This is a genomic window from Kordiimonas lipolytica (assembly GCF_042651265.1).
Lineage (GTDB): Bacteria > Pseudomonadota > Alphaproteobacteria > Sphingomonadales > Kordiimonadaceae > Kordiimonas > Kordiimonas lipolytica.
Genome location: NZ_JBHSCR010000014.1, coordinates 361,041 through 386,465 on the forward strand (window position 1 = coordinate 361,041; position 25,425 = coordinate 386,465).

A 25,425-nucleotide genomic window follows, 5' to 3' on the forward strand; every position below is an offset into this window, starting at 1 on the left:
TGCGGGCCCCGTTTGCGTTTTCGTTGCTTGCGGTGGATTTCTTGGCCCCACTGAGCTGCGGAACGGCTTAGGCAGGTTTTGGGTCTATTAGCGCCTTCACTGCAACGGCATGTAGGTCAACTGTTCCGGCGGCACATATTTGTGCAGGATGGTGGTATAGTCCTCGGTGCTCTGGAAATCCTCGATCGCCTTGTCTATGGCCTCCACCGTGGTGCGGGGCACCGTCAGTTTCGACAGGATAAAGTGGATATAATCGTCATTCAGCAGCGCCGGGTGCACGCCCACCCGGTCGAGGGCGTTCATCTTCTTCAGGATATGGATGCCGTTGAACAGGTCATTGAACACCACGTCCACCCGGTCTTTCACCAGCCAGGTGAACAGAACCTCATATTCGGGTGTCTGCAGGATATATTTCCTGAGTTTCGGGTCCGCCTTGTAGAGCGCCGCGAATTCGTCGCCGTACCAGCTGCCCAACAGTATGCCGATCCGGTTCTTGCCTGAAACCACATCGGCGATGGACATGACATTCTTTTTCTCAAGGTCTTTCAGGCGCATGAACATCACCATGGTTTCACGCCGGTAAGGCCGGGTGAACCAGGCATATTGTTCACGTTCTACCATGCGCGACGCTCCCAGTGACCCGTCTATGGTGCCGAACTTGATGGCCAGAAGGGTTCGCTTCCAGGGCATGACCTTGAGCTCGAACGCGCATCCTGCGGCGCCGAAAGTTTCACGCAAGAGCTCTATGTCCAGGCCAGTGGGGGTGCCATTCTCATCGCGGTAGTGATAGGGCTGCCAGTCAAAGAAGGCGATGGTCAGCTTCTTGGAGCAGGCCGCGTTTTGCGCGCTCGCTGGCAAGGAGAGAGAGGTCAGGATACTCACAACAAGGAACAGTGCAGCATGTCTGGTCATGGCTTTTCCCCGAAGTAATGGGAAACTATAGCATATTTTGCGCGGTTTTGGCCAAGAAGATGCGCCTTTTGGGGCGCTATGGTTGCTGGCCTGCAAACTTCTCGAGCAGGGCGACAGGCAGGTAGCGTTCCGTAATACGGTCTATTGTCCCGTCCTCTTTTAGCCCGGTGATGGCATTGTTGATTGTGGCGACATCTGCTTCGGTCTGTGTCTTACGGCTGAGAAGGATATGAACGCTGTTTACATGCACAGCGAAGGGCAGCAACTGAATGGCGCCGCTGCCAACCGTTCGTTCGGCAACATACCTGCCACCGGCGACGTCATTGACAGCAACGTCAACAAGCCCTGCTTCAAGGGCCCGGAAAAGATTTTCGAAATCCTCGAATGTCTGGATACGTGAGCGGAACACCGGATTGTCTGTGCGGGCCTTCTCGAAAGCCGGGCCGTACCAGCCACCCAGCACAACCCCGACCCGCAGCGGTGTGCTTGTCAGGGCGTCAAAGGATGGCGGCCTTGCTTCATCGACCATGTCGGCGCGCACGAATGCACCGATCACTTCATCTCGCACCGGGACAGTATAATGGCCAAATATGGCCCTGTCTTCGGTGAAGGAAACGGTTGGCATGCCGTCCAGTTCCCCCAGCTCGATATTCCTAAGCGCCCGCTTGAAGGGGATGCGGATAATATGGAGGCTGCAGCCCGCCCTGCCAAAGATCGCGGCCATCAGCTCAATATCCAGGCCGGATGCGAACTGGTCGCCTTCCCAGATGGTGTAGGGCGGCCATTCGATCGCCCCCAGCGTGATCGTTCTGTCGCAACCTTCCGCACTCGCTGGCCGGTCAAGCGCGGCCAGCCAGAAAAGGGTCAGGGCACAGATAACAGCACGAAAAAGCAATTGCGGGTCCTTTCAGGATGCATAGTGCCCCTGAGGAAATTAAATATTTGTGAATACTGGTATGTTGGCCAGTCAGTCGTATTCGTGGTGTTCGCCTGTGCTTGACGGTGCTGTCTAGCCGTTTTGTCGCCGGGCATTTTCTGCTATGGCGGCCCACTTCTTCTGGGTTTTTCGGTAATGACCGGTAGCCCGCCGCAAGCGCGCGGCAACTTCGTCAAATATATGCATTGCAGCATCGGGCTGACCCGAATACTGCAGCAGCAGGCCGTATCGTACGCGCGCTTCTTCCCCTGTCGCATACCCGATGAGGTTTTCGTATGACCCAAGCGCGGCTTCAAGCTGACCTGCTTCTGCAAGGCCGCGGGAATATAGCAAATGCCCTTCCTGGCTATTGAAGCCCGGGTTCTTTTCCTGCAACAGGTCCAGTATCTCCACTGTCTGGTCCGGGCGGCCTTGTTCCAGACTCAACCGCGCCTGTCTCATCAGAATGTGTGGATCGTGCTTGTGGGCGCCTTGCAGGCAGGTCTCGATATGAGGGGCCGCTTCATCCCACTTTTCCAGCGCCATCAGGGCATCGGCAAGGCGCAACCGGTTTTCGGTGCTTTCGACCATATCGAAGGCATGATGTGCTTCCCTCAGCTCCCGTTGTGGGTCCAGGATTTTGACGGCCCCTTTTTTCAGGTTGCCAGCGGCGCGGGTGTTGCCAGCATCAGGCAATACCTGAGTAATGAGATAAATAGCACAGCCAATTCCGGGGGCCATAATGACCAGCCAGATCCAATATTTGTCCCGCCCGGTTTTCACCACATGATAGGCACACCCCAGCTGCAGCAGCACTAGCATAACGAAAATTGGCACGTGAACCCCCTGCATGCTTCCCAGAATGCCCGAACGGTACTGGGTGTCAGGGTCGGAGGCAAGAATTTAGTGTGAAGGGTACTTTAATGGCTTAGGGCAGCAGCAGGATGCGGTTGAAACGGTAGACGTATATCTTGCCACGGTCATTGATATCAATGCGCCAGAAAAGCGTCTCTCCGCCGGATGTCCGCCAGTCCTTGAGGATGAAATCCATCGGGTGCGGGCCAGCTTCTTCTTCGACCACAAGGTGGAAGCCGATCATGCGTTTGCTGCGCTGGCTGAAGAAATATTTCAGTCTTGCGCCTGCGGGCGTGGTGCCGCTGACGGTGAAGGCCAGTTCGTCGGCGAATTCCTCGATCGTCACTTCGCGGTCAATGGTCTGAAGTTCAGAGGCAGGGAACAGGGCGCGGCGATGGAACTGATGCCCGTGAACAAAAGCCGCCATGGCGGGTGTGAGCGTCCTGCGCTCGCCGTCCTCGCCTTCAAACCAGATCGTGCCGTCCGTATCGCCGTAGGTTACGGTGCCGTCCTCGCTGATCATGGTGAAGCGGGCGTCGCCACCAGCCGGTGTGCTTATGCCGCTCGTGACCACTGTGTCATAGGTGCGGCCTTCCACGGTGACATTGGCGCTGGCTTCAATGCGGCCCACATCCTTTGCCTCGCTGTTCCATCCGATTGCCTTGGCGGCTTGCTCGAACAGCATCTCGGGCGTGGGCAGGTCTACGGGCTGCGCCCATGTCCGCGTGGGCGCAAGAACAAGAAAGAAACAGATCAGATACAGGCGTACGGGCATGCCAAAATTCCTCAGTTCGGAAGAATCGCAACCTACCACAGGCAGAGCGCCTAAAACAGCGCCGGGATTTCAAAACGGTTCGTCCTGCGGAGGGAACGGTTCGTCGATCTGAACGAAAGTAGCAATGCTTTTTGATGACTCGGATTAACACGCTTGATACGCTCCGGCGACACGCTGCCAAGGGACAGGGCAGTAACATGGAGAGATTAGTATGAAAAAAGCAATGACGCGGCCCTCATGGCTGCGATCAGGGCTCGCCATCACCGCTATGGGGCTTGCGCTTGCCGCATGCCAGCCAGGCGAGGAGCAGGGCGAGTTTGTCGAGATCAACAAGGATCCGTATCCATCCAGCTACACGCCGCTTCCAAGCAAGCCGACGCTGATCACCAATGTCACCATCCTTGATGGCAAGGGCGGCCGTATTGACGGTGGCTCGATCCTGATGGAAGGCGGCGATATCAAGGCCGTGGGCCAAAGCATTGAAGCCCCCGCGGGCGCTGAGGTGATTGACGGCGCTGGCCGCTGGGTGACACCAGGCATCATCGACACGCACAGCCACCTTGGTGTGTATCCAAGCCCGGGCGTGCGGTCGCATTCAGACGGCAACGAAGTGGGTGAGCCGGTAACGGCAGACGCATGGGTAGAGCATTCCAACTGGCCACAGGACCCGGGTTATATCCGTGCGGCCGCTGGCGGCATTACGGCGCTGCAGCTGCTGCCGGGTTCCGCGAACCTTGTGGGTGGCCGGGCGGTCACGCTTAAGAACGTACCGGGCCGCGTGGCGCAGGACATGAAGTTCCCTGGTGCCCCATACGGCATGAAGATGGCGTGCGGTGAAAACCCGAAACGCGTTTACGGCGAAGGCAAGAATAGCCCGGAATTCCGTCCGCATACCCGTATGGGTAACGTGGCGGGTTACCGCGCAGCCTGGGCAGAAGCGCAGGATTACCAGCGCGCCTGGGACAAGTATGAGCGCGACTATAAGGCCGGCAAAGACGTTCTGCCGCCGAAGCGCGACCTGAACCTTGAGACGCTTGCGGGCGTTCTGAACGGTGAAATTCTTGTTCACATGCACTGCTACCGCGCTGATGACATGGGCACCATGCTCGATGTGATGAAGGAATTCGACTATAAGATCTCTAGCTTCCACCACGCTGTGGAAAGCTACAAGATCGCTGATCGCCTTGCTGAAGACGGTGTCTGCTCCAGCATGTGGGCAGATTGGTGGGGCTTCAAGATGGAAGCTTATGACGGCATCCGCGAGAACATCCCGTTCGTTCACAAGGCCGGCGCCTGCGCGATTGTCCATTCCGATAGTGACAGCGGCATCCAGCGCCTGAACCAGGAAGCAGCCAAGGCCCTTGCCGACGGTCGCAAAGCCGGCGTTGATATCTCCAAGGAAGAAGCATGGCAGTGGCTGTCGCTCAATCCGGCGAAAGCACTGGGCATCGCTGACGAGACCGGCACGATCGAAGTGGGCAAGGACGCCGATATCGTTCTGTGGTCTGGTGATCCGTTCAGCGTTTACACCAAAGCCGACAAGACATTTGTTGACGGTGCCGTGGTGTTCGACCGCCATGATCCTTCCCGACAACCGGTGATGGATTTCGAGCTTGGCCAACCAGGTGAAGGAGACGTGAAATGAGGAATTTGAAATCTCTCATGGGCGCCTCCCTGGTAGCCCTGATGACAGCGGGTGTTAGTGCGGAAGATATCGCCATCACAGGCGGTACGGCCTTCACCGATGGCGGCAGCGGCAAGGTGGAAAACGCCACCGTGCTGATCCATGACGGCAAGATCCAGTCTGTAACGGCTGGCGGTGATGTGCCTGCGGGCTACCGTACGGTGGATGCGTCAGGCAAATGGGTAACCGTTGGCTTCATGGTGTCCGGCAGCAACCTGGGCCTGATGGATGTGCCGCTTTCCGGTAACCTGAATGATGCCCGGGCAACTGGTTCATCGAACGGCATGGGCCTTCAGGTGAAATATGCCTTCAACCCGGCATCCACGCTGATCCCGGTTACCCGCATTGAAGGTGTGACCCGCGCGGTAACGGGCTTCTCGGGCTCGAAAGACATGTGGCGTGGCCAAAGTGCTGTTGTGGCGCTTGCCGGCGATGACATGATCGTTGCCGACTATGTGGCCCTGTCCATCGATATGGACGAAGGCGCGGCCAGCTCGAACGGTGGCAGTCGTGCAGCCCTTTGGGACACGGTCATCACCACCCTTGAAGGCGCGCGCCCAAGCGGCGACGACGACAAGAAGGATGACGAGAAGAAGGACAAGAAACCCAAGTATGACAGCGGCAAGATGGCTCTTGAGCGCGTCATGAAAGGGGAGGTTCCGCTTCTGGTCGAAGTTGAGCGCAAGGCCGACATCCTGAATGTCATCGAACTGAAGAAGCGTTTCGGCATCAATGTGGTGATCACAGCAGGCGCAGAGGCCTGGATGGTGGCGGATGAGCTTGCGGCAGCCGGTATTCCGGTGGTGCTGGACCCATCCCGCAACCTGCCGGAAGACTTCGACACGCTTGGCAACACCAGTGCCGCCGCTGGCCGTCTGCATGCGGCTGGCGTAAAGGTGGCCTTTATGGCGCCTGACACGCACAACAGCCGCTTGGTTGTCCAGAACGCAGGCATCGCGGTTGCCATGGGCATGCCGTGGGAAGCCGCGGTTGACGCCATCAGCAAGAACCCGGCCGAAATCTTCGGTGTGGCGGATAGCTACGGCACTATGGAAGCTGGCAAGGACGCTGATGTTGTGGTTTGGGACGGCGACCCGCTTGAAGTGATGACCAGCGCGGATGCGGTGTTCATTCGCGGCGAGGAAGTGCCGCTTGTGTCACGCCAGACCAAGCTGCGCGATCGCTACAAGGAGCTTTCGCGGTCTCCGGCTTTCAATAAGTAAGCCGACATTGCGAAACACAGAAAGCCGGGGTCATGCCCCGGCTTTTTCATGACAAGAACAGGAGGCTGGAATGCGAGGAATAATCATCGGGATGCTTTTGGGCTTGGTTGCCTTCAGCCCTGCCAGCGCAGGGGAGTTGGCGGAGCGTTTCTCTGCCGCTGCAGGTGACGGCGTGAATGTATCCTATTTCATTCTGGATGATGCGGGTGGCACCGCCGACCAGGCAGGCGACAAGCTTTACCAATCCACGCCTGTGCGTATCGCGAGTGTGACAAAAACCTTCGTGGCGGCGACGGCGCTTCGGCTGGTGGAAGAAGGCAAGCTGGATATCAGCAAGCCGATCAACCACTATATTGACGCGCAGTATGATGACCTGTTGACGTCCGACGGCTATGACACGTCTACTATCACCGTTAGGCACTTGCTGAGCCACACCGGCGGCTTGGTGGACCACACCCACGGCAAGCCTTTCTTCGAGACGTTGCTTTCTGACCCCAGCCACCACTGGACGCGCGAAGAGCAGATAAAGGGGGCTGTCGATTGGCTTGACCCGCTTGGTGCACCGGGCGAGAAATTCAGCTATTCCGATACGGGCTATGTGCTCTTGGGCCATATCATTGAGAAGCAAACAGGCCTGACGCTCGCGGCGGCTGTCAGGCGCTATCTGGCGCTCGACAGCCTTGGCCTCAAGAACACCTATTGGGAACTGGTGGAAGAAAATCCGGATGCCGAAGCACGCCGCGCACACCAGTATTTCCAGGGCATGGACACACACGACTGGAGCGCAACGCTGGACCATTATGGTGGTGGGGGCTTGGTTTCCACCACACAGGATATGGCCACCTTCTTTGCCGCCCTGTTCGGCGGCAAAGTGTTCAAGGACAAAGGCACGCTTGACCTGATGCTGTCACATGACGGCCTGCCGACAGACAGCCCCTACAGGCTGGGCATCTTTGAATATGAAGTGGACGGTGTGACCTTTTATGAGCATTCCGGCTTCTGGGGCACGCTTGTGATGTATGTACCGGCTGAAAAGCGGGCCATCGCGGGCGCGGTGCTGCACCAGAAGCACTTCAAAGCCATGCGCGAGGCGATGGTTGGAGTGATTACTGCAGGCAAGTGATGCCAGTCCGAAGGACCAGAAAAAGGCCGGGTTTCCCCGGCCTTTTTTGTTATTTATATTTCTCGAACCAGGCGAGGATGTTTTCCACCTTGGCCACCAGGCGTGACGGGCGCCCCGCAATGCCGTGCGGGCTGTCGGGCACGCGCACCATCAGCGTGTCGACGCGCCGAAGCTTCAGCGCCTGATAGAACTGCTCGGTTTCCGAAATCGGCGTGCGGCGGTCCGCCTCGCCCGTGATCAGAAGCGTCGGGGTTGTCACATTGCCCACCAGCGAAAGCGGCGAGCGCTTCCAGTAATGTTCCACATGCTCCCACGGCATACCGGGGAACTGGTAAGGGATCTGCCCCAGATAGCTGTCAGCTGTCAGCACCTTCGATATCCAGTTGATCACAGGCTTGGCAACCGCCGCCGCGCGGAAACGGTCCGTCAGGCCAATGGCATAGGCGCTGGCGATGCCGCCTGCTGACCCCCCGGTGATGTAAAGTTGGTCCGGGTCAATGAAGCCAAGGCCGATCATGGCATCGACGCCTGAGTTATGGTCGGCGAAATCAAACTCGCTTGAGTATTTGTTCTGCAGAAGAAGCGCAAAGCGCTCGCCGTAACTGGTGCTGCCCCGGTGGTTATCATAGAAAACCACATAGCCTTCCGCCGCAAAGCGCTGCATCTCTGCCGAGAAATTCGGGCCGTACGAAAGGTGAGGGCCACCGTGGATTTCCAGGATCAGTGGGTATTTCTTGGCTGTGGGGTCAAAGCCCGGCGGCGTGATGTACCAGCCGTGGATTTCCTCCCCATCGATGGACGACTTGTAGGTAATTTCGTGCGTCTGCCCGAGCGTCTTGTGCCCAAGCGCGTCTTCATTCAGGGCTGTGAGCTGCCTGGTCTTGCCGTCACGCACGGTAAAGATATCTGCAGGCCGCGTGCCGCTGCCGCGTGTGAAGGCCACGGTGCCGGCCTTCATGTCAAAGTCGCCGCTGGTGTAGGGGCGGCCAAGCGTGGTGCCGCCTAAGGCGTCCGCCACCATCCGGCGTTTGCCGCGGGTGTCCGTATAGTGCACTTCCGCCAGTCCCCGGTTTTCCATCATGAAATAAAGGCCACGCCCGCGCGCGTCCCAAATTGCCTTGTCAACTGACCGGTCCAGATCTGCTGTCAGGCTTGTTGCTTCACCGCCCGTCAGCGGCATCAGTTTCAGTTCGCGGTTGCGGTATGCGAGTTTTTCACCGTCGCGGGCGAGGAAGGCAATGGTCTTGCCGTCAGGCGATACCGTCGGCGCTTCCTCTGAGCCGGGCGTGTTGGTGACCTGGCGGATCGTGCCGCCCATGCTCACAGCGAACAGGTCGCTGTCACGCTGCTGATATTCCCAGTCCTCATTCCTGTTGGCAGACAGGATAATCTCGCTGCCGTCTGGCGTGAAAGCAAGCGGGCCGTGGTGGTTAAATTCGCCGCTTGTCAGCTGGCGGGCGCTGCCGCCGTCAGCCGGGATGATGAACACATGTCGGAAGGCCGGTTTAAGAATGCCCTGGCCGTCGCGCTGGTACCGCGCCTTCGAGACATATTTCACCTGATCAGACCATGTGGCGCCCTCCGGCTTCTTCGGCATTTTGACCTTCAGCGGTTTATGGTCAGCGGGAACCCGCATGGTGAAGGCGATCTGTTTACCGTCAGGCGACCAGCTGATGTCGCGCGGGCTTTCCTGCAGGTTGGACAGAAGCGCCGTGCGGCCGCTCGCGAGCCACAGCACATAAAGCTGGGTGCTGCCTTCTTCGTTCGAGAGATAGGCGATGCGGTCACCGCTTGGCGACCACACAGGGTTTGAAAAATTCTTGCGCCCCGACATCAGCGGCATATGGCTTGTGCCGTCAGCATTCGCGATCCACAGGTTGGTGCGCGTGCGGTCGGTCATGATGTCGTTGCTGCGGCGTTCATAGACTACCTGCTTCCCGTCAGGGGACACCGCAGGGCCTGTAGCATATTCCAGATTGAAGATGTCTTCTGCGTTGAACAGCGTGGAATTTGCCTCTTCGGCCCATGCAGGTCCGAAGGCTGTCAATGCTGCCACTAAGAAGAGTGCGGGTTTAAACATGTCTTTGTCTCCCTGACAGCTGGCGAATGCCAGCCTGAATTATTCTTGTGTCGCCTGTTTGCGTTTTCCCTGCCTGTAGGCGGCGATCCGAAGGCCAAGGGCAACAAGGCCCAGGATGGGAATCCAGCCCTTCGGGCTTGGTTCCATTATCAGTTTGGGCGTCGACGTGATCATGAAGATAGCCCATATATAGTAGCTGCCTTGCTTATGCAGGCGTTTCCAATGCTTTGCCCCGAATGCCCTGACCCCAGCGTTGTTTGAGGTGAGCGTCATCGCAAGCAGAAACAGATAGGCGAGGCCACCTGCAAATAGCACAGGAGCGGGGCGGCTGGCGTCCGTCAGCGCCAGGTTCGACAGTACCAGCACACCGTGCGTGCCGTGAATCAGCGCGAATGACAGGCCGATGTAGCGGCGGTTTCGCATCAGGAAGCGGGGCCCTGTGCCCGGTGCTAATCGCGCCAGGCTGGAGGCCGTGAACGCGAAAAAGAAGAAGATGAAGCCCATATGGGCCGTTGGGATCATCATGTCCGGCAACGCGGCAACATAGCCGCCAGCCGCAGAAATTTGGCTTGTGATAAACGCCGCCAGAAGAAGTATGACCGGGACAAATATCCTTTTGCCTTCAAAGAGTGCCAACATTCCTGAATTCCCCTTCCTTTCATTGTCGCCTGTTCGGTGCCGGTGTCCAAAGAGTTGACAGGAGCGTCCAGCCTAATGAAAGTCTGACCCAGATACCAAGAAAACAAACACGACAATTAGCGAGTAGCAGCATGCTTGAGATGAAACCGCTAACGGAAGCGGATCTGGAAGCCTACTTCGATCTTTTCAATGACCAGGGCCTAGCGCGAAATGCGGGGACGGTGCCGCATCCGGTTGACCTTGACTGGGCGCGTGAACGCATGATCTCGCGCCGAGAGGCTGAAGCCAATGGCGAGCTCAAGGACCGAGGCTTTTTTGAGGATGGTCGCTTTGTCGGCAGCGGCGGCTATTTTTTCAGGAATGGCGAGCTGGAGATCGGCTATTCCGTGCATAGGAACGAGCGCGGCCGCGGCCTGGCGACACGGATGGCGCGGATGGTGGTTGCCATGGCGCGGGAGGATCGGCTCAAGGGGCCGATCATTGCCAACTATTTTACTGACAACCCAGCTTCTGGGCGGGTTCTTGAAAAAGTTGGTTTTGCAAGAGCCGGGCTTGGCACAGGAACATCCATGGCGCGCGAGGGTGAGATTGAGAGCCAGCGCATGGAGCTGCGGGGAGATGTGCGTGTTGTTGATCCCGTTGTCAGCGATTACCCCGTGCTGTTTGAGCAGCAACTGGACGAAGACGCACGGTGGCAGGCTGGTGCCAGCCGGGTTTATGCCAGTGCCGGGGAATATCAAGCTCACATGGAGGCGGCGATGGCGGCCGGTGCCGTTCGGCGTACGATACTTCATGAAGGGCATGTTGCGGGGTATCTGGCATCGTCTGACCGCCAGGGTATGCGCGAGGTCAGCTATTGGCTTGGAAGGGCACATTGGGGGCAGGGTATTGCGACCAAAGCGTTGGCGGAATTCCTTGACCAAATGGGCACACGAAAGAGTGCCCTGTGTGCCCGTGTGGCCAAGGATCATCCGGCGTCGCTGCGCGTATTGGAAAAATGCGGCTTCGTGCGTATTGGGGAAGACAGCTTCTACTCCGACACCCGCGGGGAGCAGGTCGAAGAATATATCTACCGACTTAATAATCGTTAAATACGATTATTATATTCGTTAATATTCGTTGGAATAGATAAATAGTTTCCACCATATTCAAGGGGAAGCGGCGCCCCGGCTATACCCCTTCCTCACCCTAGTGGCCGGGTCGCTGTCTTCCCAGTTCCTCGCATGCTTCGGTTGATAGCCCCCATACATCGACTGAAGCTGTCGTCCTGCCGCTCCCGGAGATTTCGGGAGCGGCTTTTTTTATTCATAAATCCGGAGGGTTAGGGGGGCGAGCGTTGTCCCATAGGCAAAACAAGACGTGCCACAGGGAGCAAATATGTCAGAAGGCTGGGCAGAACCGGCACTGCGCCAACAGATTGAAGGTCTGGTTGCGATGCTTAATCGCGGTCAGGTTCTGGAAGCCCTTGAGCAGTTTTATGCCCCGGAGGCCCGGGTTTTCGAAAATGACTATCTGTTTGCGGAAGATCGCCTTGAGGCGCTTGCAAGGCAGCGCCCTTTCATTGAACCCTGCCTGTCTATCGATGGTGATGTGAGGCTTGTCTATCAGGATTTGGGGCGCGGCATTTCGGTTTTGAACAACCAGACACGATTTGATCACCCTGAATATGGCCGGGGTCAGATTGACGGCATACATGTGCTCTATTGGCAGGGCGAGCGGGTGGTTCGGGAAAATTATTTTTCCGGATCCAAGGCCGGTGAGGCGCTGACCTTTTGGGAAACTCTGGCTGGCTCTGACCCTGCATAGCGGGCGGTGTGCGTACCGAAGATGCTAAGGGTGTTCAGCGCCAACTTCCTTGATGACTTTTCCCAGGGCTTCAAAGGTAGAGGCGCGTGGGTTGGTTTTCCGCCAGATCAGGCCAATGGTCCGCGTGGGAACGATATCCGCGAAAGGCAGAACCTCCACTCCTGTACCTTCGGTCAGGCCAGCCTCAACGGCCATGCCAGGCAAAAGGGTAATGCCGTGACCTGCTGCAACCATTTGCAGAATGGTGTTGAGGCTGGTGCCGGCCATTTCACGTCTGGCTCCACGGCCAAGAAGCTGGCAGGCCTCCAAGGCATGGTCGCGCAGGCAATGGCCTTCCTCAAGAAGCATCAGCCGCTTTTCATCCAACTCTGTTGATTTGATGCCGCCTTTCGGCGCTTCGCCTGCGGGGAAGGCAACCAGGAACGGATCGTGGAATAGCGGCAGTTCTACTACGTCGCCGCAGGCATAGGGCAGGGCATATAGCACCAGATCCAGCTCACCTGTGCGCACCAGTTCACAAAGCTCCGCCGATTTGTCTTCCCTCAGATGCAGTTCAAGGTCAGGCAGCTTCTTGCTGATAGCAGGCATGATCTTGGGCAGCAGGAATGGCGCTATTGTGGGGATCACGCCCATGCGGACAATACCCTTCAGTGGGTCTTTGGCAGAGGTTGCCAGATCTGTGAGGTCATCCACATCATTCAGGATGCTTTGCGCCCGGCGGACGATTTCTTCCCCAAGTGCGGTGAACATTACGGAGCGTTTGGTGCGCTCTACCAATTGGGTACCCAGAAGGTTTTCCAGTTCTTGCAATCCGGCTGACAGGGTCGACTGTGTCACGTGGCAGGCATCAGCTGCTTTGCCGAAGTGATTGGTCCGGTGCAGGGCCACAAGATATCTAAGCTGCTTCAGGGTGGGAGGAAAGCTCATCGATCAATCCGATTAAATTGCCTGATATAAATTTACCTTGTCACTATAGGTGCCGGCCATGTTTTAGCCAAGCTGAAATCGCGGATATGGCAGGGTGCCTGAATATGGTCACATTTCGCCTCTTTACTACCCGCGCCTGTTAATTGGGGGCAGTGTTTCCAGTTCTATTTTCCTGTGATTGTTTAGCGAAGCCTGGCTTTGGCCAAAAAAATGGCCGGGTAAAAACCCGGCCCGAGTCACGACAGCGAGGATAGTACGGCTGCAGTCACGCAACCGTAATAGGAGTGGGCGCAGTCGAGTCGCGCCCTCTCGCACCTCCTAAGAAACCAAATATCGGCCCTCGGGTCAATGCCTGTCTGCTTCAAATCGTTCAAATCCTTGGTTTTCAGTCATTTTTTCGGGGTGCAGCGCAGCATTTTCTACACTTTGGTGCACTCGGTACAGTCATAGTGGAGTGTCGCAAAATGCTTCGCGTGATCAGGCTTAAGTGATTCGCGCCCAGACCTTAGCCGCGGTTAATGAAACCGTCCGTTACCTTGCATGCCGCAGGGCCTAGAAGCACGACGAAAAGGGTCGGCAGGATGAAGAGAATGAGCGGCACTGTAAGAGTTGCAGGTAGGCGTGCCGCCTTTTCTTCCGCCAGCATCAGGCGCTCGTTTCGGAACTCCGCTGACAGAACCCGTAGGCTGCTGGCAAGCGGTGTGCCATAGCGTTCACTTTGCACAAGCGTCGTGACCACGCCCCTGAGCGCAGGCAGGTCTACACGTTCTGAGAGGTTCAATAGCGCCTGACGCCTTTCCGGCAGGAAGCCAAGCTCAATGGCTGTGAGGGAGAATTCGTCCGAAAGTTCGGGGGCCGCACGACCAAGTTCTTTTGCGACCCTGTTGAGGGCGCTGTCGAGCGTCAGCCCTGCTTCGGCACACACCACGAGAAGGTCAAGGGCATCCGGTAGGGATTTCCTTAGCGCGTCTGTACGTTTGGCTTTGATGTTAGAGACATACATGTCGGGCAGCTTGAAGCCCAAGAGGACAGCAGCGATCGAGAAGACTGGATACATGCCCGCCTTGCTGGACCAGACACCCATGCCGTAAAACATGGTTACGGCCAAAAGCCCCATAATCAACGGCATCGTCAGGCGGGCCACCTGAAAAATCACCAGCGCATCTTTTGATCTGAAGCCAGCCTGTGTCAGTTGGGCTGAGACTTTCTGCGTCTGTTCCTTCTGCAACAGCTGTAGCTTGTCGGCAAGCTTCCGCATGGCACCGACACCGTCTACCTTCTTGACTGGCGAGCGGCGCTTGGAGGTGGTCATCAAACCAGCCTTGAGGGAATCGCGCCTGTCCTGCAGGGACTTCACGCGGCCTTTCATGGGGTCGCGGACCAGGGCGGTCTGATAGATGGTGTACATCACCAGAAGCGCCACAAGCCCTGCAACCACCGAGAGGATATCAATGAACTGAATACCAAGAATGTTTTCGATTTCCTGCATCGGCTTTTAGACCTCGAACTTGATCATTCTGGACATGATGAAGATACCAAAGCTCATCCATAAAAGCCCGCCAATGCCGGCCATGATAGCTTTTGGATGGGTGAATAGAATGATGCCATAGTCATAATTGATGGCGAGGATCGCACCTAGCATGATGAAGGGCAGCAACCCGACGATCCAGGCACTGGCCTTGGCTTCTGACGACAGGGCCCTTACCTTGAGCTTCATGGCTTGCCGGCTACGCAGAATATTCGACAGGTTGCCCAGGGTTTCAGCCAAGTTGCCTCCTGTTTCCCGCTGTACCACAAGTGAAATCACGAAAAATTTGAAGTCTGGTGTGTCCAGCCTATCAGCGGTTTCCCAGAGTGCTTCTTCAAGCTGTTTGCCGAGCCGCATGGCGTCGGTGATTTTCTGGAATTCCACACCGGTTGGTGCGCTCATTTCCTTGGCCACGTTCGAGATACATTCGTTCACTGGCAGGCCGGACTTGAGGCCCCGTACCATAAGGTCCATGGCCTCAGGGAACTGTTTGGTGAAGCGTTCCTTGCGCTTGTTGATGCGGCCTGAAACCCACATATGTGGCAGGCCAAATCCGAGGATAACACCAAGCGCAACGGCAAGCACGCCACCAAAGCCCATGAAGAAAAAGAGGCCACTAGCAGCAACGGCAACGCCGAAGGAAACGGTGGCATATTTAGATAGTTCTATTTCAAGCCCTGCCTGGGCCAGGCGTTTCTGGATCTGATCCTGCCGGGGCAGCATTTCTGCTATCATGCCAGCCAGGCCTGCTTCTGCCTGGCGCAGGCGAATGGACCGTGCCTGTTCGCCCTTCAGTGTGGTCTTGGCGTCAAAGCGGGCCTTGAACTGTTCAAGCCGCGCGCGCGTTTCCTTGCGGCCCTTGCTGAGCATGCCGGTAATGAAGACGCCGAGCACAATCAGGATGATTGTGATCAGCCCGCCGGCCAGAAGGATGATATTCAGATTGGCGCCCTGCATGATCTATCCGTTCATTGCCTCCATCAACGCGCGGTCCAGGCCGAAATATTCGGCCTTCGTCAGGAAATGCGGCCGCACGCCGGTTGAATGGAAATGGCCCACCAGGCGACCGCTTTCGTCCTCACCTGTGAACTCGAATTTGAAAAGATCTTGGGTCGTGATTACGTCCCCTTCCATGCCGACCACTTCGGTCACGTGGGTTGTCCGGCGGCCACCGTCGCGCATCCGCTGCACCTGCACGATCATGTCCAGCGACCCGGCGATCTGTTCGCGGATGGCTTTTGCCGGCAGGTGTAGGCCAGCCATATTCACCATGTTTTCAAGGCGCGTCAGAGCTTCCCTCGGGCGGTTGGCGTGAATGGTGCCCATCGAGCCGTCGTGACCGGTGTTCATGGCCTGCAGCATGTCGATGGCCTCGCCGCCCCGGATCTCACCAAGAATGATACGGTCCGGACGCATCCGGAGGGCGTTTTTTACCAGGTCACGCATTGTAACTTCGCCCTGGCCTTCAAGGTTGGGTGGCCGGGTCTCCAGGCGCACCACATGTGGCTGCTGGAGCTGAAGCTCGGCCGCATCCTCGATGGTGACCACACGTTCGCCCTTGTCAATCATGCGGCTGAGGGCGTTCAGCATCGTGGTTTTACCCGAGCCCGTGCCGCCCGATATGAGGATGTTCAACCGACACGCTCCAGCGATCTTGAGCAGCTTGGCAAGGGGGGCTGTGATTGAGCCGAAATCCAGCATCTTGTCGAGTGTGATCTTGTCTTTGGTGAATTTCCGGATCGAAATCGAAGCCCCATCGATGGCAAGCGGTGGGGCAATCACGTTCACCCGGCTGCCGTCAGCCAGGCGAGCGTCACAGATAGGGGATGTTTCGTCTACGCGCCGACCAACCGCTGTCACGATCCGCTGGGCAATGTTCATCAGGTGCTGGTTGTCGCGGAAATGAATATCCGTGAGAGTCAGCTTACCTTTTTGTTCCACATAGACCTGATTGGGGCCGTTGACCATAATGTCTGAGATAGTGTCGTCTGCCAGCAGGGGTTCAAGCGGGCCAAGACCCAGCATGTCATCAAGAAGCAGTGTAACCAGATCCCGCTGCTCTGAGAGGTTCAGGTTGATCTTTTCCTGAACCAGCAGTTCGCCCACCACTTCTCCGACCTGCTCGGCAAGTTCGTGGCGTGGCAGTTCTGCCGCCGCTGCCGGGTCGATATGCTCCATCAGCAGTGTTTGAACGCGGGTTTTAGCTTCAAACAGAGTCTGTTTGTTGGCATCTTTTGTTTTCGGAGTTTCCGGTGCGGCATCGCCAATGGGGCCGATGTTGGCTTCAGCTTCGTTCAGAAGATAGGTTACCAGGTCTTTTTGTTCCTGCTCTGAAAGCTGGGCCTCTTCGCTTCTCATGATGCGTTCGACCAGCCCTTGCAGCTTTTTGGTTACCTCAGCCTTCTGGGACATCCGAAGTTCGTCGGCTGTGAAATTGTCCTTGAGCTGGGATTCCGCGAGGGAGGCAAGCATTTCGACGGCGCTGACAGTTCCTGCATCTGTGATGGGCGGTGTCGCGGTAGCCGATGGTGTCTGTTGAATTTCCTGCATCGTAGCGACGGAAGGCGAAGCAGCAGTGCTGCTTCTTCCGAAGCCGCTGCCGCGCTTCAGTCCTTGCCGTTTTTTTCCAAATGCCTGCGACTTCATACCGCTTAACCAGTCCTGACTTGCCTAGGTGTACCCGTTGAATTCACTCTCTATAAAAGCGCTATTTCTTTAACAATTTGTCTAGCCACGACCCAGATTTCTGGTTTTCCTCTTCGTCCGCGTCGATTAGCTGCATCAGTTCTTTGTAGGCGGCTGCCGTCTTGCTGTTTGGCACAGCATCGACAACCACTTTCCCTTGCTGTGAAGCTGCCATGGCGGTTTTCGGGTCGAACGGGATTTTGACTTCGACAGAACGCTCAATCGAATTTTCGAAATCTTTTTCTTCGACTTCGTTCGGCACCATGCCGACCTTGTCTGCAACCACATGGATGTCTGCGCTTGGTGCTGCCTGCTTGATGTGTGCCAGAAGGCGGATACAGTCGCGCGCAGCAGGAAGGGAGAAATCTGTCACCAGAATGATGTCCGTTGCTGCCTTCAAAATGTCGGTATGATCGCCCAGCATTTGCCGGGGGATATCAACGATCACATCGGAGTAATTTTCTCCAAGCGCAGTTACCAGCTGTTCAAGCGCCCCCTCAGCGGGTTCACGGAACGCCCCTACAGGTGCTTCAGCCGCAAGGATGGCCAGCTTGTCATGGGGTTTGACCACGGCGCGTTCCAGGAACAGGCCATCAACCCGGTGTGGGTTGTCAAGGGCGTCCGGCAGGCCGCGACCCGGTTCCAGATCAAATTGCATTGCCGACGTGCCGAAATACAGGTCAAGGTCAAGGATTGCGGTGTTCTTGCCCTTTTCTGCCATCAGCCATGCCAGGTTGGTCACGATTGAGCTGGTCCCCAGGCCGCCACGCACGCCAACACATACAATCTGGCGGTTTTCGGTTTTCACTTGTTGTTCCGGTGTTTCCTCCACAGCGACCAGCGCTTCCTGTCCAGCAAGAAGGGCATTCTGCAGAAGCTCAGCCGTTACCGGTTTTACCAGATAATCGAATACGCCAGCATGGATAAGGTCCCGGTACAGGGTAACGTCATTGACGTCGCCGATTGCCAGCACGAGGGTGCCTTCCTCGGCCACGTCAGCGAGCGCCTGCATATCAGCGCGCGGGTCTGCGCTGCCGGAGATGTCGACCACTAGGAATTCAGGGCACGGCATGGCGCCCAGCGCCCGCACCGCCTGGCCGATACCGCCAGAATAAACCATTTCCGGGTTCCAGCCGATTTTGGCGGCCACGCCAGACAAGGTCTGAAGCGTGTCATCATCTACCATGAATGCTGCGAAGGGCTCGCGGGCGGAAGTTTCAACTTTTGCCGTCATGTTCATTTCGCCCTCTTACTTCTTCTGATCGCCAGGCAAGCCAGTACCGGTACCGGAGCCAGATTTTGCCTTGGAATCAGCATTGATAAGCAACGGTGCTACGGCCCTTGCAGTGGATCCTCGGCCTTCTTGTCCAGCTACCAAATCGCGTGGATTGGCAACCATCAGACCAAGGTTGGAGGTGTTCGAACAGCCGAAAAAGCTGCTTGGGTTGTTGCGGCTGTTGTTGCTGCTTTCCGGTGCCCATTCGCCGCAATTGGGCGTAGTTACCACATAGCGCTCCAGATAAAGTACAACGCTTCCGTCTGACGGTAGCCCGCCAAGCGTGGCTGAGCCGCCATAGCTGTAGCCCTGGCTTTTGAGATAATCTTCAAGGGCGCTCAGGCGGGCGTCAGATGCGTTGCCACGATCCAACATCAAAACATCGCCATAGGTGATGTTTGCCGCTTTAAGGAAGCTCTGGATACCGGCATAGGTGGCGCTTGATGGGGTGCTTGTGCCGTCATCTTCCGCCCTGATTTCATAGGGCAGGCGGATCATCTGCACGCTATTGCGCATTGTGGCTTCATAAGGCGAAGCTGTCGCCACATCCGTATGTTGGCATGCCGATAGGCCAAGCAGCCCAAGGCCAAGGAATGCCGATTTCAGAATTTTTGCCTGATAGGTCATGGTCCTGTTCCTTTTCTGCTTTTTTGCCTAGTCCAGCTGGAAGCCGGCTCGCTTCTTCAGCGAGGCACCGCTTTGCTTGTCTTTATTTGCTGCATCGTTTGCAGGTTGCGGCACCCAGGACCGGCCATTCAGATAGCGGTCCATATCGTTGGGGGCAACGAAGCGATCGGTTGGCAGCACCAGCTGACGGTCAGAGACCGGGCGAACAACATAAGGTGTAACGACAATCAGAAGCTCAGTTTCATCACGGCGGAAGGATTCCGAGCGGAACAAGGCGCCCAGGATCGGGATATCGCCAAGGCCAGGAATCTTGTTCGCGTCCTGCACAACATCGTTTTGCAACAGGCCAGCAATCGCGAACGATTGCCCGCTGCCTAGCTCTACCGTCGTTTCTGCCCGACGCGTACTGATAGACGGGATGCTGATGCCTTCAACCCTGATCGCGCCAGCACTTGAAAGGTCGCTCACTTCTGGGCGAACCCGCATGGATATGCGACCGGAGTTGAGGACGGTCGGGGTGAAATCGAGTTTCACGCCAAATTCGCGATACTCAATTGCGATGCCATCACGGCTTGGTACAGGGATCGGAAATTCGCCGCCCGCTAGGAAATTTGCGGCTTGGCCGGTCAGGGCCGTCAGGTTTGGTTCAGCCAGAACCGTCAGGAAGCCCTGTTGGTCCAGCGCGTCGATCGCATAGTTCAAATCCAGCGCATTGCTGACGACGTCGCCATAAATGGATTTCACACCCTGCTCAGGGAATTGGAACAACTTCAGCGGACCTTCGGTGATCGGATCGACGATAATATCTGCCACGTTGCGGCCCGTAATCATGCCAATGCCGAAGTTGGAGCCGAAATAGCCGCCCTCCCAGTTGAAGCCCAGTTGCTTGACCACGCTACGGGAAACCTCGGCGATGCGGACACGCAGGTTCACCTGGGTCGGCTGCATGATTTCCAGCTCGTTAATCACACGGTCTGTCGCCAGAACGTCTTTGGCCAGATATTCAGCTGTGGCCGCCTGGTCCGGGCTGTTAACGCGGCCATGCAGCACGATGATGCTACCGTAGGTGCTGACCGAAATGGCGGTGCCCGGAAGCATATCTTCATAGGCGCGGAAGAGCGCGTCCAGGTTTCTGGTCACCGCCACATTGGCGGCATAGATGGTCTGGTCCTTGTCGTCCAGCGCGTAGAAGCTGGTCTCGCCTTGGGCTTTGCCATAAATATAGATCACGCGCGGTGACTTGACCTGTACGTCAGCCACATTCGGGTCCACAATGAAGACTTCCGCGGCCGGACGGTCAAGCCTTACCAGCGTACCCTTGCCGACCTGTACAGGCAGGGACACTTCGCCAGCATCTACAATGCTGGCACCCGACATGGATTTAAGGGATTCTGCCTGTGCCGGCATAACCGGTGTCAGGGACGTGAGCGCGAGACCGAGCAAGGTCGTTCGCACGATGTTATTCATCTGCCTGATCATTTGCCTCGCTCCTTGCTTTCGCCTGTGCCGTCAACTTCCTGCGCGGTTGAACCACGACGGACAATCACCACATCGCGCTTTTCATCTTCAGCGGCATCGGGGCGGAACTTGCTCACTTCCGGACTGTCCGTGAAGGTAAGCGTGGTACCCACTGGCGGGCTGTCAGGGTCGGAAGGCAGGCTATCATTGCCGCCCACGAGACTACGGAGGCTGAGCGACAGGCTACCAAGGCGCTCCAGCATGGCGACCTTTTCAGCCATCTTCGGAGTGACCTCAAGGGTTGCCGTCTTGGCAATCTTCACTTCTTCCGCATCAGCAGGGCTGCGTTGGTCGACACCAAGTACCCGCACATTCTGGAATACGGTCTCGGACGTTACGTAAGGGATTTTTGTACCTTGCATATCGAAAGATTGGGTCAGGATAACGTCCACCCGGTCACCCGGGAAGACAAAGCCCCCGACGCTGCTGGTGGGTGACAGCTTTACAGTCACAGCGCGCATGCCAGGAGACAGAACCGCCGCCATGAAGCCTTTTTCGCCCTGCGAAACCATCGCAGATTTGGTGACCGGTTCGCCGCCCGAGATCGGCGCACGAACAACCTTGCCTACAATATCTTCGATCTTGCTTTTTGGCTGGCTGTAATAGTCTGCCGCCAGGCCATCTTCAGGCCACGACCGCCAGGACACATGATCCTTTGTCAGGATAGTGCCAACAGGCAGGGGCTTGGATGCAACGAGAATCTTCGCGGCAGGTGCTTGCACCGCCGTTGCTTGCACTTGTCGGCTCTGCTGTTCAAGGCCGCTAAGGAAGCTTCGGGTCAATAGGACCACCAGCAACACGCCGACGCCTGCGACGGCAATTAGAATTAGGCTTCTGGGGTTCATAGTCCCCTCCTGGCTTTTGTCACACACTTCCCAGGCCATGGTCAGGCCAAAGGGTTAATAATTCTTCACGAATTAGGTCGAAAGTGCAGATATCTGGTGGAAGCAGATCCACAGCCCCCCGGCTGAAATCGCGACGCCATAGGGTACTTTGACACTATGTTCCGATTTGTCTTTGCTCCAACGGCTCCAGGCAAGGAGGGCAAGGGCAACAATTCCGCCGATTACTGCAACATAGAGCACAAAAGAGAGCCCCAGGTCCGGGCCGGCGAAAAGGGCCACTGCGGACATTAGCTTTACGTCTCCACCACCCATCGCGCCCGTTGCAAACAGGGCCAGACCGACAAGGAAGACCGAGCCTCCGACAACAATTGGCCATACAAGGGCGGCCATGACATTTGTGCCGGATAGAAGGTCAGCTGCAACTGTTACTCCGAAAAGTCCGACTAGGATCAGGCTAAGGCGGTTAGCGATGCGCCTGGTCTTCAAGTCTTCAATTGCAGCGAGGATAAGCACCACAGCAACGGCCACAAATATGCCTGTATATATGGCTGTCGTTGCTTGCATATCTTGCCTGAGAACTGCTTTCCCGAAATCTGTATTCAGATCCCAATTTCACTAAAAAAGCCGCCGGCAAAAGTTTTCCCCCAGCGGCCTTTTGAGTTTCTTGCTTTCCAACTGTCCGTTGGTAGCCAGCTTAACCTGCAGCAGGCGCTGCTGGTGTAGCAGTTTCAACTTCTGTTGCAACACCTTCAAACATTGCGCTGAGGTCACCGCCAAGGGTGTTCAGTGCAGTGATCAGTGCAACAGCGATGAGGGCTGCGATCAGGCCATACTCGATGGCGGTAGCGCCTTCCTCGTTAGTACGTAGTTTGTTCAAAAACTTAATCATTGGTTTTCTCCAGCTGCCAAGATTGGATGTCACCTTTATAGCGGCGAACAACTAAATAAAAAGTTAACAGCAAGTCTAAAATGCTTTTTATTACAAAGACTTATTGTAAAAACTGAAGTAAAATTAGCTAAAATTTTATCATGCTTAACAAGCTATTGATTATGTTCATGAATCTAGGCATGGGCGACATGAATATCGGGGCGAATTAGGGAGAGTTTTGGGCTTTCATTAGGCTGAAAAAGGCAGCTGGCTGGAAGGCTGTCGTGAAAACTTTAAAAAAAATCGGTGATTTTTAGAACCCGAAAGGTGCTTCCGGGTGCAAAACGAATCGAAAATCAGCGTTATTACAGGACAGCGAAAGACTCGGGGCTAAGCCTTTCATGCTTGCGTGTCCGAGCGAGAATGTTGTTTGCTGTCACTTGCGGCCAATGACTGCTTGGTCAGGGTTGGATTTCCTGCAGGGCGCCAATGCGGGGCCGAAAATAGGATGTCTTGCGGATCGTGTAGCTGTCGAGGAATGAAAATATGAGAGGCTCGTAGCTATAGAATATTTCTGTTGCCAGGATGGTTTCATCGTCCCTTAGCGTTAGTCCTGCGGGAACGTCGATGGCATCACCCTCATCTCCGATGTCACTGCCGTGGACAAGGTTGCCACCACCAGAACGCTGCCAATAGATCGTCGAGGGTACGTCTTCTGCTTGGCTGATAGCGGATACATAGGCGATAGTCCGGGTTTCCGTGTCAAACGGTCTCATGATCTGAGGTACAACCTCGAAAATATCTGCGACAACAGCTTCGGTGATTTCCTCATCCCGGGTGGCCAAGTCAGATACTGCAACCACGGTATGCTGCAGCTTCAAGTGCAATAGAAGATAGTTCCCCACCTCTACGGTTCCCATCAGAAGCACTATATAGAGCGGCATCGACAGTGCGAGCTCAGTCAGAACTGCCCCGCGCTGATCCGAGCAGATGCTTTTGATGATGCGTCTAAAACGGTTCATTGCGGACTGCTACTGTTGCCTGGATGGTGATTGAACGCTCTGCCCATTCGGCGAAGCCGGTGATGCTGTTTGCAGGGTAAGAGAGACGGTAAAGTACTATGTCGCCCGCGTCTCCAAGGCCTGCAGAAGCCATGTCAGAGTCCCATTTTCCGTTGCCATTGACGTCCGAATAGGCTTCGCCTTCGTCGTAGGTGCCACTGTCATTTGCGTCGGTGTATGGCTCGGCGTTGCCGATGTCCGAGAATTGTTCATATACCAGTGTCTCTACTGTCACCTGGTTCATGTCGATCCAGCCAAAAGTTTCCTCTTCGACGATCTGCAGCAACTGCTCTTCGCGCGTCGCTGTTGGGTCGCTACCTCCCGTAACACCAAACCGTGATGCACGAAGGACGGCATTCTCAAGCGCCGCATTGATGAAAAAATAATTTCCTACTTCGAGGACACCGACGATCACGGAAAGCAGGATAGGAAGCCCGATCGCAGCTTCGACTACAACTGAGCCTTCTGTCTGCTTCCGAAATTTCTTTAGCCATTTCCGAATTGCCATAGCCACCTCCTACTTTGAAAGCCTGAGGTTGGATAGTTGCCTGCCAATGGAATCGAAAGCCTCTTCAAGTGACGCGGCGGTGGGCGCATGGAAATAAAAGGATGGGTTGGTGGCGCAGGCGGAGTAGGCAGCCTGCGTACTGCTATCGGGCGTGTCGCCGAAGGTGATGGTGTAGATAATGATACCATCGGCCTTGATGTTTGCGCATGTGGTGTCGAACCGGTCATCCAATTCGTTGCGTGCGTCATAGATATTGTTGAACCCAAAGTCCTCGACTCGGCCGTAGGCGGTATAGTCTGATCCGCCGAGCTCATCATCAGCGCTGATGAACTGGTTTACGCCGTCGGTCAACATCACGATCACTTTGTCCATAAAGGGCTCGTCATGATCCAGCGGCAGCTCTGCGGGGCTGCCAGACCACTGTCCGCGCCAGTTGGGGCTTACGACGCGCCAACCCCAGGTCAGCCCAAGGTTGGCCGCAGTGCCACCGAAGCTCCAGGGCTCCATGGCATCGATGGCATTAAGGATTTTCGTCTTCTCGGCAACCAGTGGTGTGATTTGGGGGCCGCATCCCCTGTTGGGGCCGAGTGCGGTTGAAGAGTTGTTGACTTCTTCAATGGTGCGCACGCCTGTGTCGTCATCGATCCAGGGGTTGTCCTCTTCCGCTTCATACCAGCCCCGTCGCCAGCTGTATTTCCATGTTACATAGTCTGTGTCTTCCCAGAAATAAGGCTCAAACGGTGCGAGGCTGGGGGGCGTATCTGTCTGGTCTTCACCGTCCGGGCGCGCCTCAAGGCATCCCATCCATTCAGTGGGTGAATATTCATTATCCACCTTTGTTTTCCCCGCAGCCGACAGCCAGTCATAATGCGCGTTTCCGACATTGACGTGGGTAATATAGGGAACAACGCCAACCCATAAATTTGTGTTGGTCTCATCATCGCCATACACCACATCAATCAGATTAGCGGCGGCGGTTTTCATAGTGGTAATCTTGTTGTCGCTTCGCATGGAGCCGGTATTGTCCATTACCAGTACAAGTTCCATGCCGCGGGTTTCCCGCGTAATTTCGGTATCTACCGTTACGGTCAGGGAATCGTAACCAAACAATGTCATAAAGGTGGCTTCGACGGTGGCGGTCGCGGTCAGTGTGATCAGTTCATTGTCATCGCTGATGACAATATTCATGTCGCTTGCGGATGCCATGCCGCCCGTAGCTGCTATGTTCGCATTGAAAAATTCAATCGCGTCGGCCTGCATGGTATCTACGTCCATTGCATGGCCAGCGGCCAGCCCGGCAGAGTCCAGTGACTTTTGCAGCACATCCTTGACATAAAAGACGCGCGCACCGTCGATTGTGAGCCCGGCCGCGGCCGTCAGTGTCAACATGCTGCCAGCCACCATGGGCAGAAGGCTGCCGCGCTCATCCTGACCAAGACGCGCCAATAAGCGGTTGGCAGCATCAAGTGCCTTACCTGTCTTTTTTATCCACTGTTTCATTGCCTGAACCTTGGAAACTACCTGTTTGGTTGAAAGGCTGAGCCTCTGGTTGTGGCATGTAAAGAAATG

24 protein-coding genes are annotated in these 25,425 nt (G+C 56.1%); 5 read left to right on the plus strand and 19 right to left on the minus strand.

Annotated elements, in window-relative coordinates:
• Positions 1-96: 96 nt before the first annotated feature.
• The 4 genes from ACFO5Q_RS14285 to ACFO5Q_RS14300 all read right to left on the minus strand — a co-directional run bounded on the left by ACFO5Q_RS14285 (position 97) and on the right by ACFO5Q_RS14300 (position 3,458).
• Entirely contained in the window at positions 97-912 is an 816-nt protein-coding gene (locus tag ACFO5Q_RS14285; RefSeq protein ID WP_068143775.1) for a substrate-binding periplasmic protein, read from the minus strand.
• A gap of 76 nt (positions 913-988) precedes the next feature.
• Positions 989-1,807, minus strand: a complete 819-nt coding sequence (locus ACFO5Q_RS14290; RefSeq protein WP_068143777.1) for a substrate-binding periplasmic protein — start codon at positions 1,805-1,807, stop codon at positions 989-991.
• A 114-nt stretch (positions 1,808-1,921) separates the two neighbouring features.
• Positions 1,922-2,665, minus strand: coding sequence for a hypothetical protein (locus ACFO5Q_RS14295; protein ID WP_156431854.1), 744 nt, complete (start codon positions 2,663-2,665; stop codon positions 1,922-1,924).
• A gap of 91 nt (positions 2,666-2,756) precedes the next feature.
• Positions 2,757-3,458, minus strand: coding sequence for a hypothetical protein (locus ACFO5Q_RS14300; RefSeq protein ID WP_068143781.1), 702 nt, complete (start codon positions 3,456-3,458; stop codon positions 2,757-2,759).
• Positions 3,459-3,669: 211 nt separating this feature from the next.
• On the opposite strand from ACFO5Q_RS14300, the gene ACFO5Q_RS14305 reads away from it, so the two are divergent.
• From ACFO5Q_RS14305 to ACFO5Q_RS14315, 3 genes are all read left to right on the plus strand, one after another.
• On the plus strand, positions 3,670-5,103 hold the full coding sequence (locus ACFO5Q_RS14305) for an amidohydrolase (RefSeq protein WP_197420920.1): 1,434 nt from the start codon (positions 3,670-3,672) through the stop codon (positions 5,101-5,103).
• Positions 5,100-6,365, plus strand: coding sequence for an amidohydrolase family protein (locus tag ACFO5Q_RS14310; RefSeq protein ID WP_068143783.1), 1,266 nt, complete (start codon positions 5,100-5,102; stop codon positions 6,363-6,365). Before ACFO5Q_RS14305 ends, ACFO5Q_RS14310 begins: the two co-directional genes overlap by 4 nt.
• A 70-nt stretch (positions 6,366-6,435) precedes the next feature.
• On the plus strand, positions 6,436-7,488 hold the full coding sequence (locus ACFO5Q_RS14315; RefSeq protein WP_082719666.1) for a serine hydrolase domain-containing protein: 1,053 nt from the start codon (positions 6,436-6,438) through the stop codon (positions 7,486-7,488).
• 49 nt (positions 7,489-7,537) lie between these two features.
• Here the strand turns inward: ACFO5Q_RS14315 and ACFO5Q_RS14320 are convergent, their stop codons facing one another.
• Both ACFO5Q_RS14320 and ACFO5Q_RS14325 read right to left on the minus strand, forming a co-directional pair.
• The gene (locus ACFO5Q_RS14320) at positions 7,538-9,568 is read right to left on the minus strand and encodes a S9 family peptidase (protein ID WP_068143787.1); all 2,031 of its coding nucleotides are present in this window, start codon (positions 9,566-9,568) and stop codon (positions 7,538-7,540) included.
• Positions 9,569-9,607: 39 nt separating this feature from the next.
• Positions 9,608-10,207 (minus strand): cytochrome b family protein, encoded by a 600-nt coding sequence (locus ACFO5Q_RS14325; RefSeq protein ID WP_068143789.1) that lies wholly within the window; start codon positions 10,205-10,207, stop codon positions 9,608-9,610.
• Positions 10,208-10,338: 131 nt separating this feature from the next.
• Here ACFO5Q_RS14325 and ACFO5Q_RS14330 point away from each other — a divergent pair, with 131 nt between their 5' ends.
• Positions 10,339-11,298: a GNAT family N-acetyltransferase gene (locus ACFO5Q_RS14330; RefSeq protein ID WP_068143791.1), complete on the plus strand. Its 960-nt coding sequence runs from the start codon at positions 10,339-10,341 to the stop codon at positions 11,296-11,298.
• A gap of 286 nt (positions 11,299-11,584) precedes the next feature.
• Positions 11,585-12,013, plus strand: coding sequence for a hypothetical protein (locus ACFO5Q_RS14335; RefSeq protein ID WP_068143793.1), 429 nt, complete (start codon positions 11,585-11,587; stop codon positions 12,011-12,013).
• 24 nt (positions 12,014-12,037) lie between these two features.
• Here the strand turns inward: ACFO5Q_RS14335 and ACFO5Q_RS14340 are convergent, their stop codons facing one another.
• From ACFO5Q_RS14340 to ACFO5Q_RS14400, 13 genes are all read right to left on the minus strand, one after another.
• Complete coding sequence (locus ACFO5Q_RS14340; RefSeq protein ID WP_068143795.1) at positions 12,038-12,940, minus strand: hydrogen peroxide-inducible genes activator; 903 nt, start codon at positions 12,938-12,940, stop codon at positions 12,038-12,040.
• 505 nt (positions 12,941-13,445) lie between these two features.
• On the minus strand, positions 13,446-14,429 hold the full coding sequence (locus ACFO5Q_RS14345; RefSeq protein WP_068143797.1) for a type II secretion system F family protein: 984 nt from the start codon (positions 14,427-14,429) through the stop codon (positions 13,446-13,448).
• A gap of 6 nt (positions 14,430-14,435) precedes the next feature.
• A complete protein-coding gene (locus ACFO5Q_RS14350; RefSeq protein ID WP_068143799.1) occupies positions 14,436-15,425 on the minus strand; it encodes a type II secretion system F family protein in 990 nt (329 codons plus the stop codon).
• A gap of 3 nt (positions 15,426-15,428) precedes the next feature.
• Positions 15,429-17,114: a CpaF family protein gene (locus ACFO5Q_RS14355; RefSeq protein WP_068143801.1), complete on the minus strand. Its 1,686-nt coding sequence runs from the start codon at positions 17,112-17,114 to the stop codon at positions 15,429-15,431.
• A 61-nt stretch (positions 17,115-17,175) separates the two neighbouring features.
• Positions 17,176-18,393 carry an AAA family ATPase gene (locus ACFO5Q_RS14360; protein WP_068143802.1) on the minus strand — a complete coding sequence of 406 codons (1,218 nt, stop codon included), beginning with the start codon at positions 18,391-18,393 and terminating at the stop codon, positions 17,176-17,178.
• Between the two features lie 9 nt (positions 18,394-18,402).
• Complete coding sequence (locus ACFO5Q_RS14365; protein ID WP_068143805.1) at positions 18,403-19,056, minus strand: CpaD family pilus assembly lipoprotein; 654 nt, start codon at positions 19,054-19,056, stop codon at positions 18,403-18,405.
• A gap of 27 nt (positions 19,057-19,083) precedes the next feature.
• Positions 19,084-20,535 carry a type II and III secretion system protein family protein gene (locus tag ACFO5Q_RS14370; protein WP_068143807.1) on the minus strand — a complete coding sequence of 484 codons (1,452 nt, stop codon included), beginning with the start codon at positions 20,533-20,535 and terminating at the stop codon, positions 19,084-19,086.
• The gene (gene cpaB / locus ACFO5Q_RS14375) at positions 20,532-21,419 is read right to left on the minus strand and encodes a Flp pilus assembly protein CpaB (protein ID WP_068143809.1); all 888 of its coding nucleotides are present in this window, start codon (positions 21,417-21,419) and stop codon (positions 20,532-20,534) included. The genes ACFO5Q_RS14370 and cpaB overlap by 4 nt, the downstream gene beginning before the upstream one ends.
• Before the next feature lie 72 nt (positions 21,420-21,491).
• Positions 21,492-21,983 carry an A24 family peptidase gene (locus ACFO5Q_RS14380; protein ID WP_068143811.1) on the minus strand — a complete coding sequence of 164 codons (492 nt, stop codon included), beginning with the start codon at positions 21,981-21,983 and terminating at the stop codon, positions 21,492-21,494.
• 130 nt (positions 21,984-22,113) lie between these two features.
• Positions 22,114-22,308, minus strand: coding sequence for a Flp family type IVb pilin (locus ACFO5Q_RS14385; RefSeq protein ID WP_068143814.1), 195 nt, complete (start codon positions 22,306-22,308; stop codon positions 22,114-22,116).
• A 440-nt stretch (positions 22,309-22,748) separates the two neighbouring features.
• The gene (locus ACFO5Q_RS14390) at positions 22,749-23,309 is read right to left on the minus strand and encodes a TadE/TadG family type IV pilus assembly protein (RefSeq protein WP_068143816.1); all 561 of its coding nucleotides are present in this window, start codon (positions 23,307-23,309) and stop codon (positions 22,749-22,751) included.
• Positions 23,296-23,856: a TadE/TadG family type IV pilus assembly protein gene (locus ACFO5Q_RS14395; RefSeq protein ID WP_068143818.1), complete on the minus strand. Its 561-nt coding sequence runs from the start codon at positions 23,854-23,856 to the stop codon at positions 23,296-23,298. Before ACFO5Q_RS14395 ends, ACFO5Q_RS14390 begins: the two co-directional genes overlap by 14 nt.
• A 9-nt stretch (positions 23,857-23,865) precedes the next feature.
• Complete coding sequence (locus ACFO5Q_RS14400) at positions 23,866-25,356, minus strand: TadE/TadG family type IV pilus assembly protein (protein ID WP_068143820.1); 1,491 nt, start codon at positions 25,354-25,356, stop codon at positions 23,866-23,868.
• Positions 25,357-25,425 lie beyond the last annotated feature (69 nt).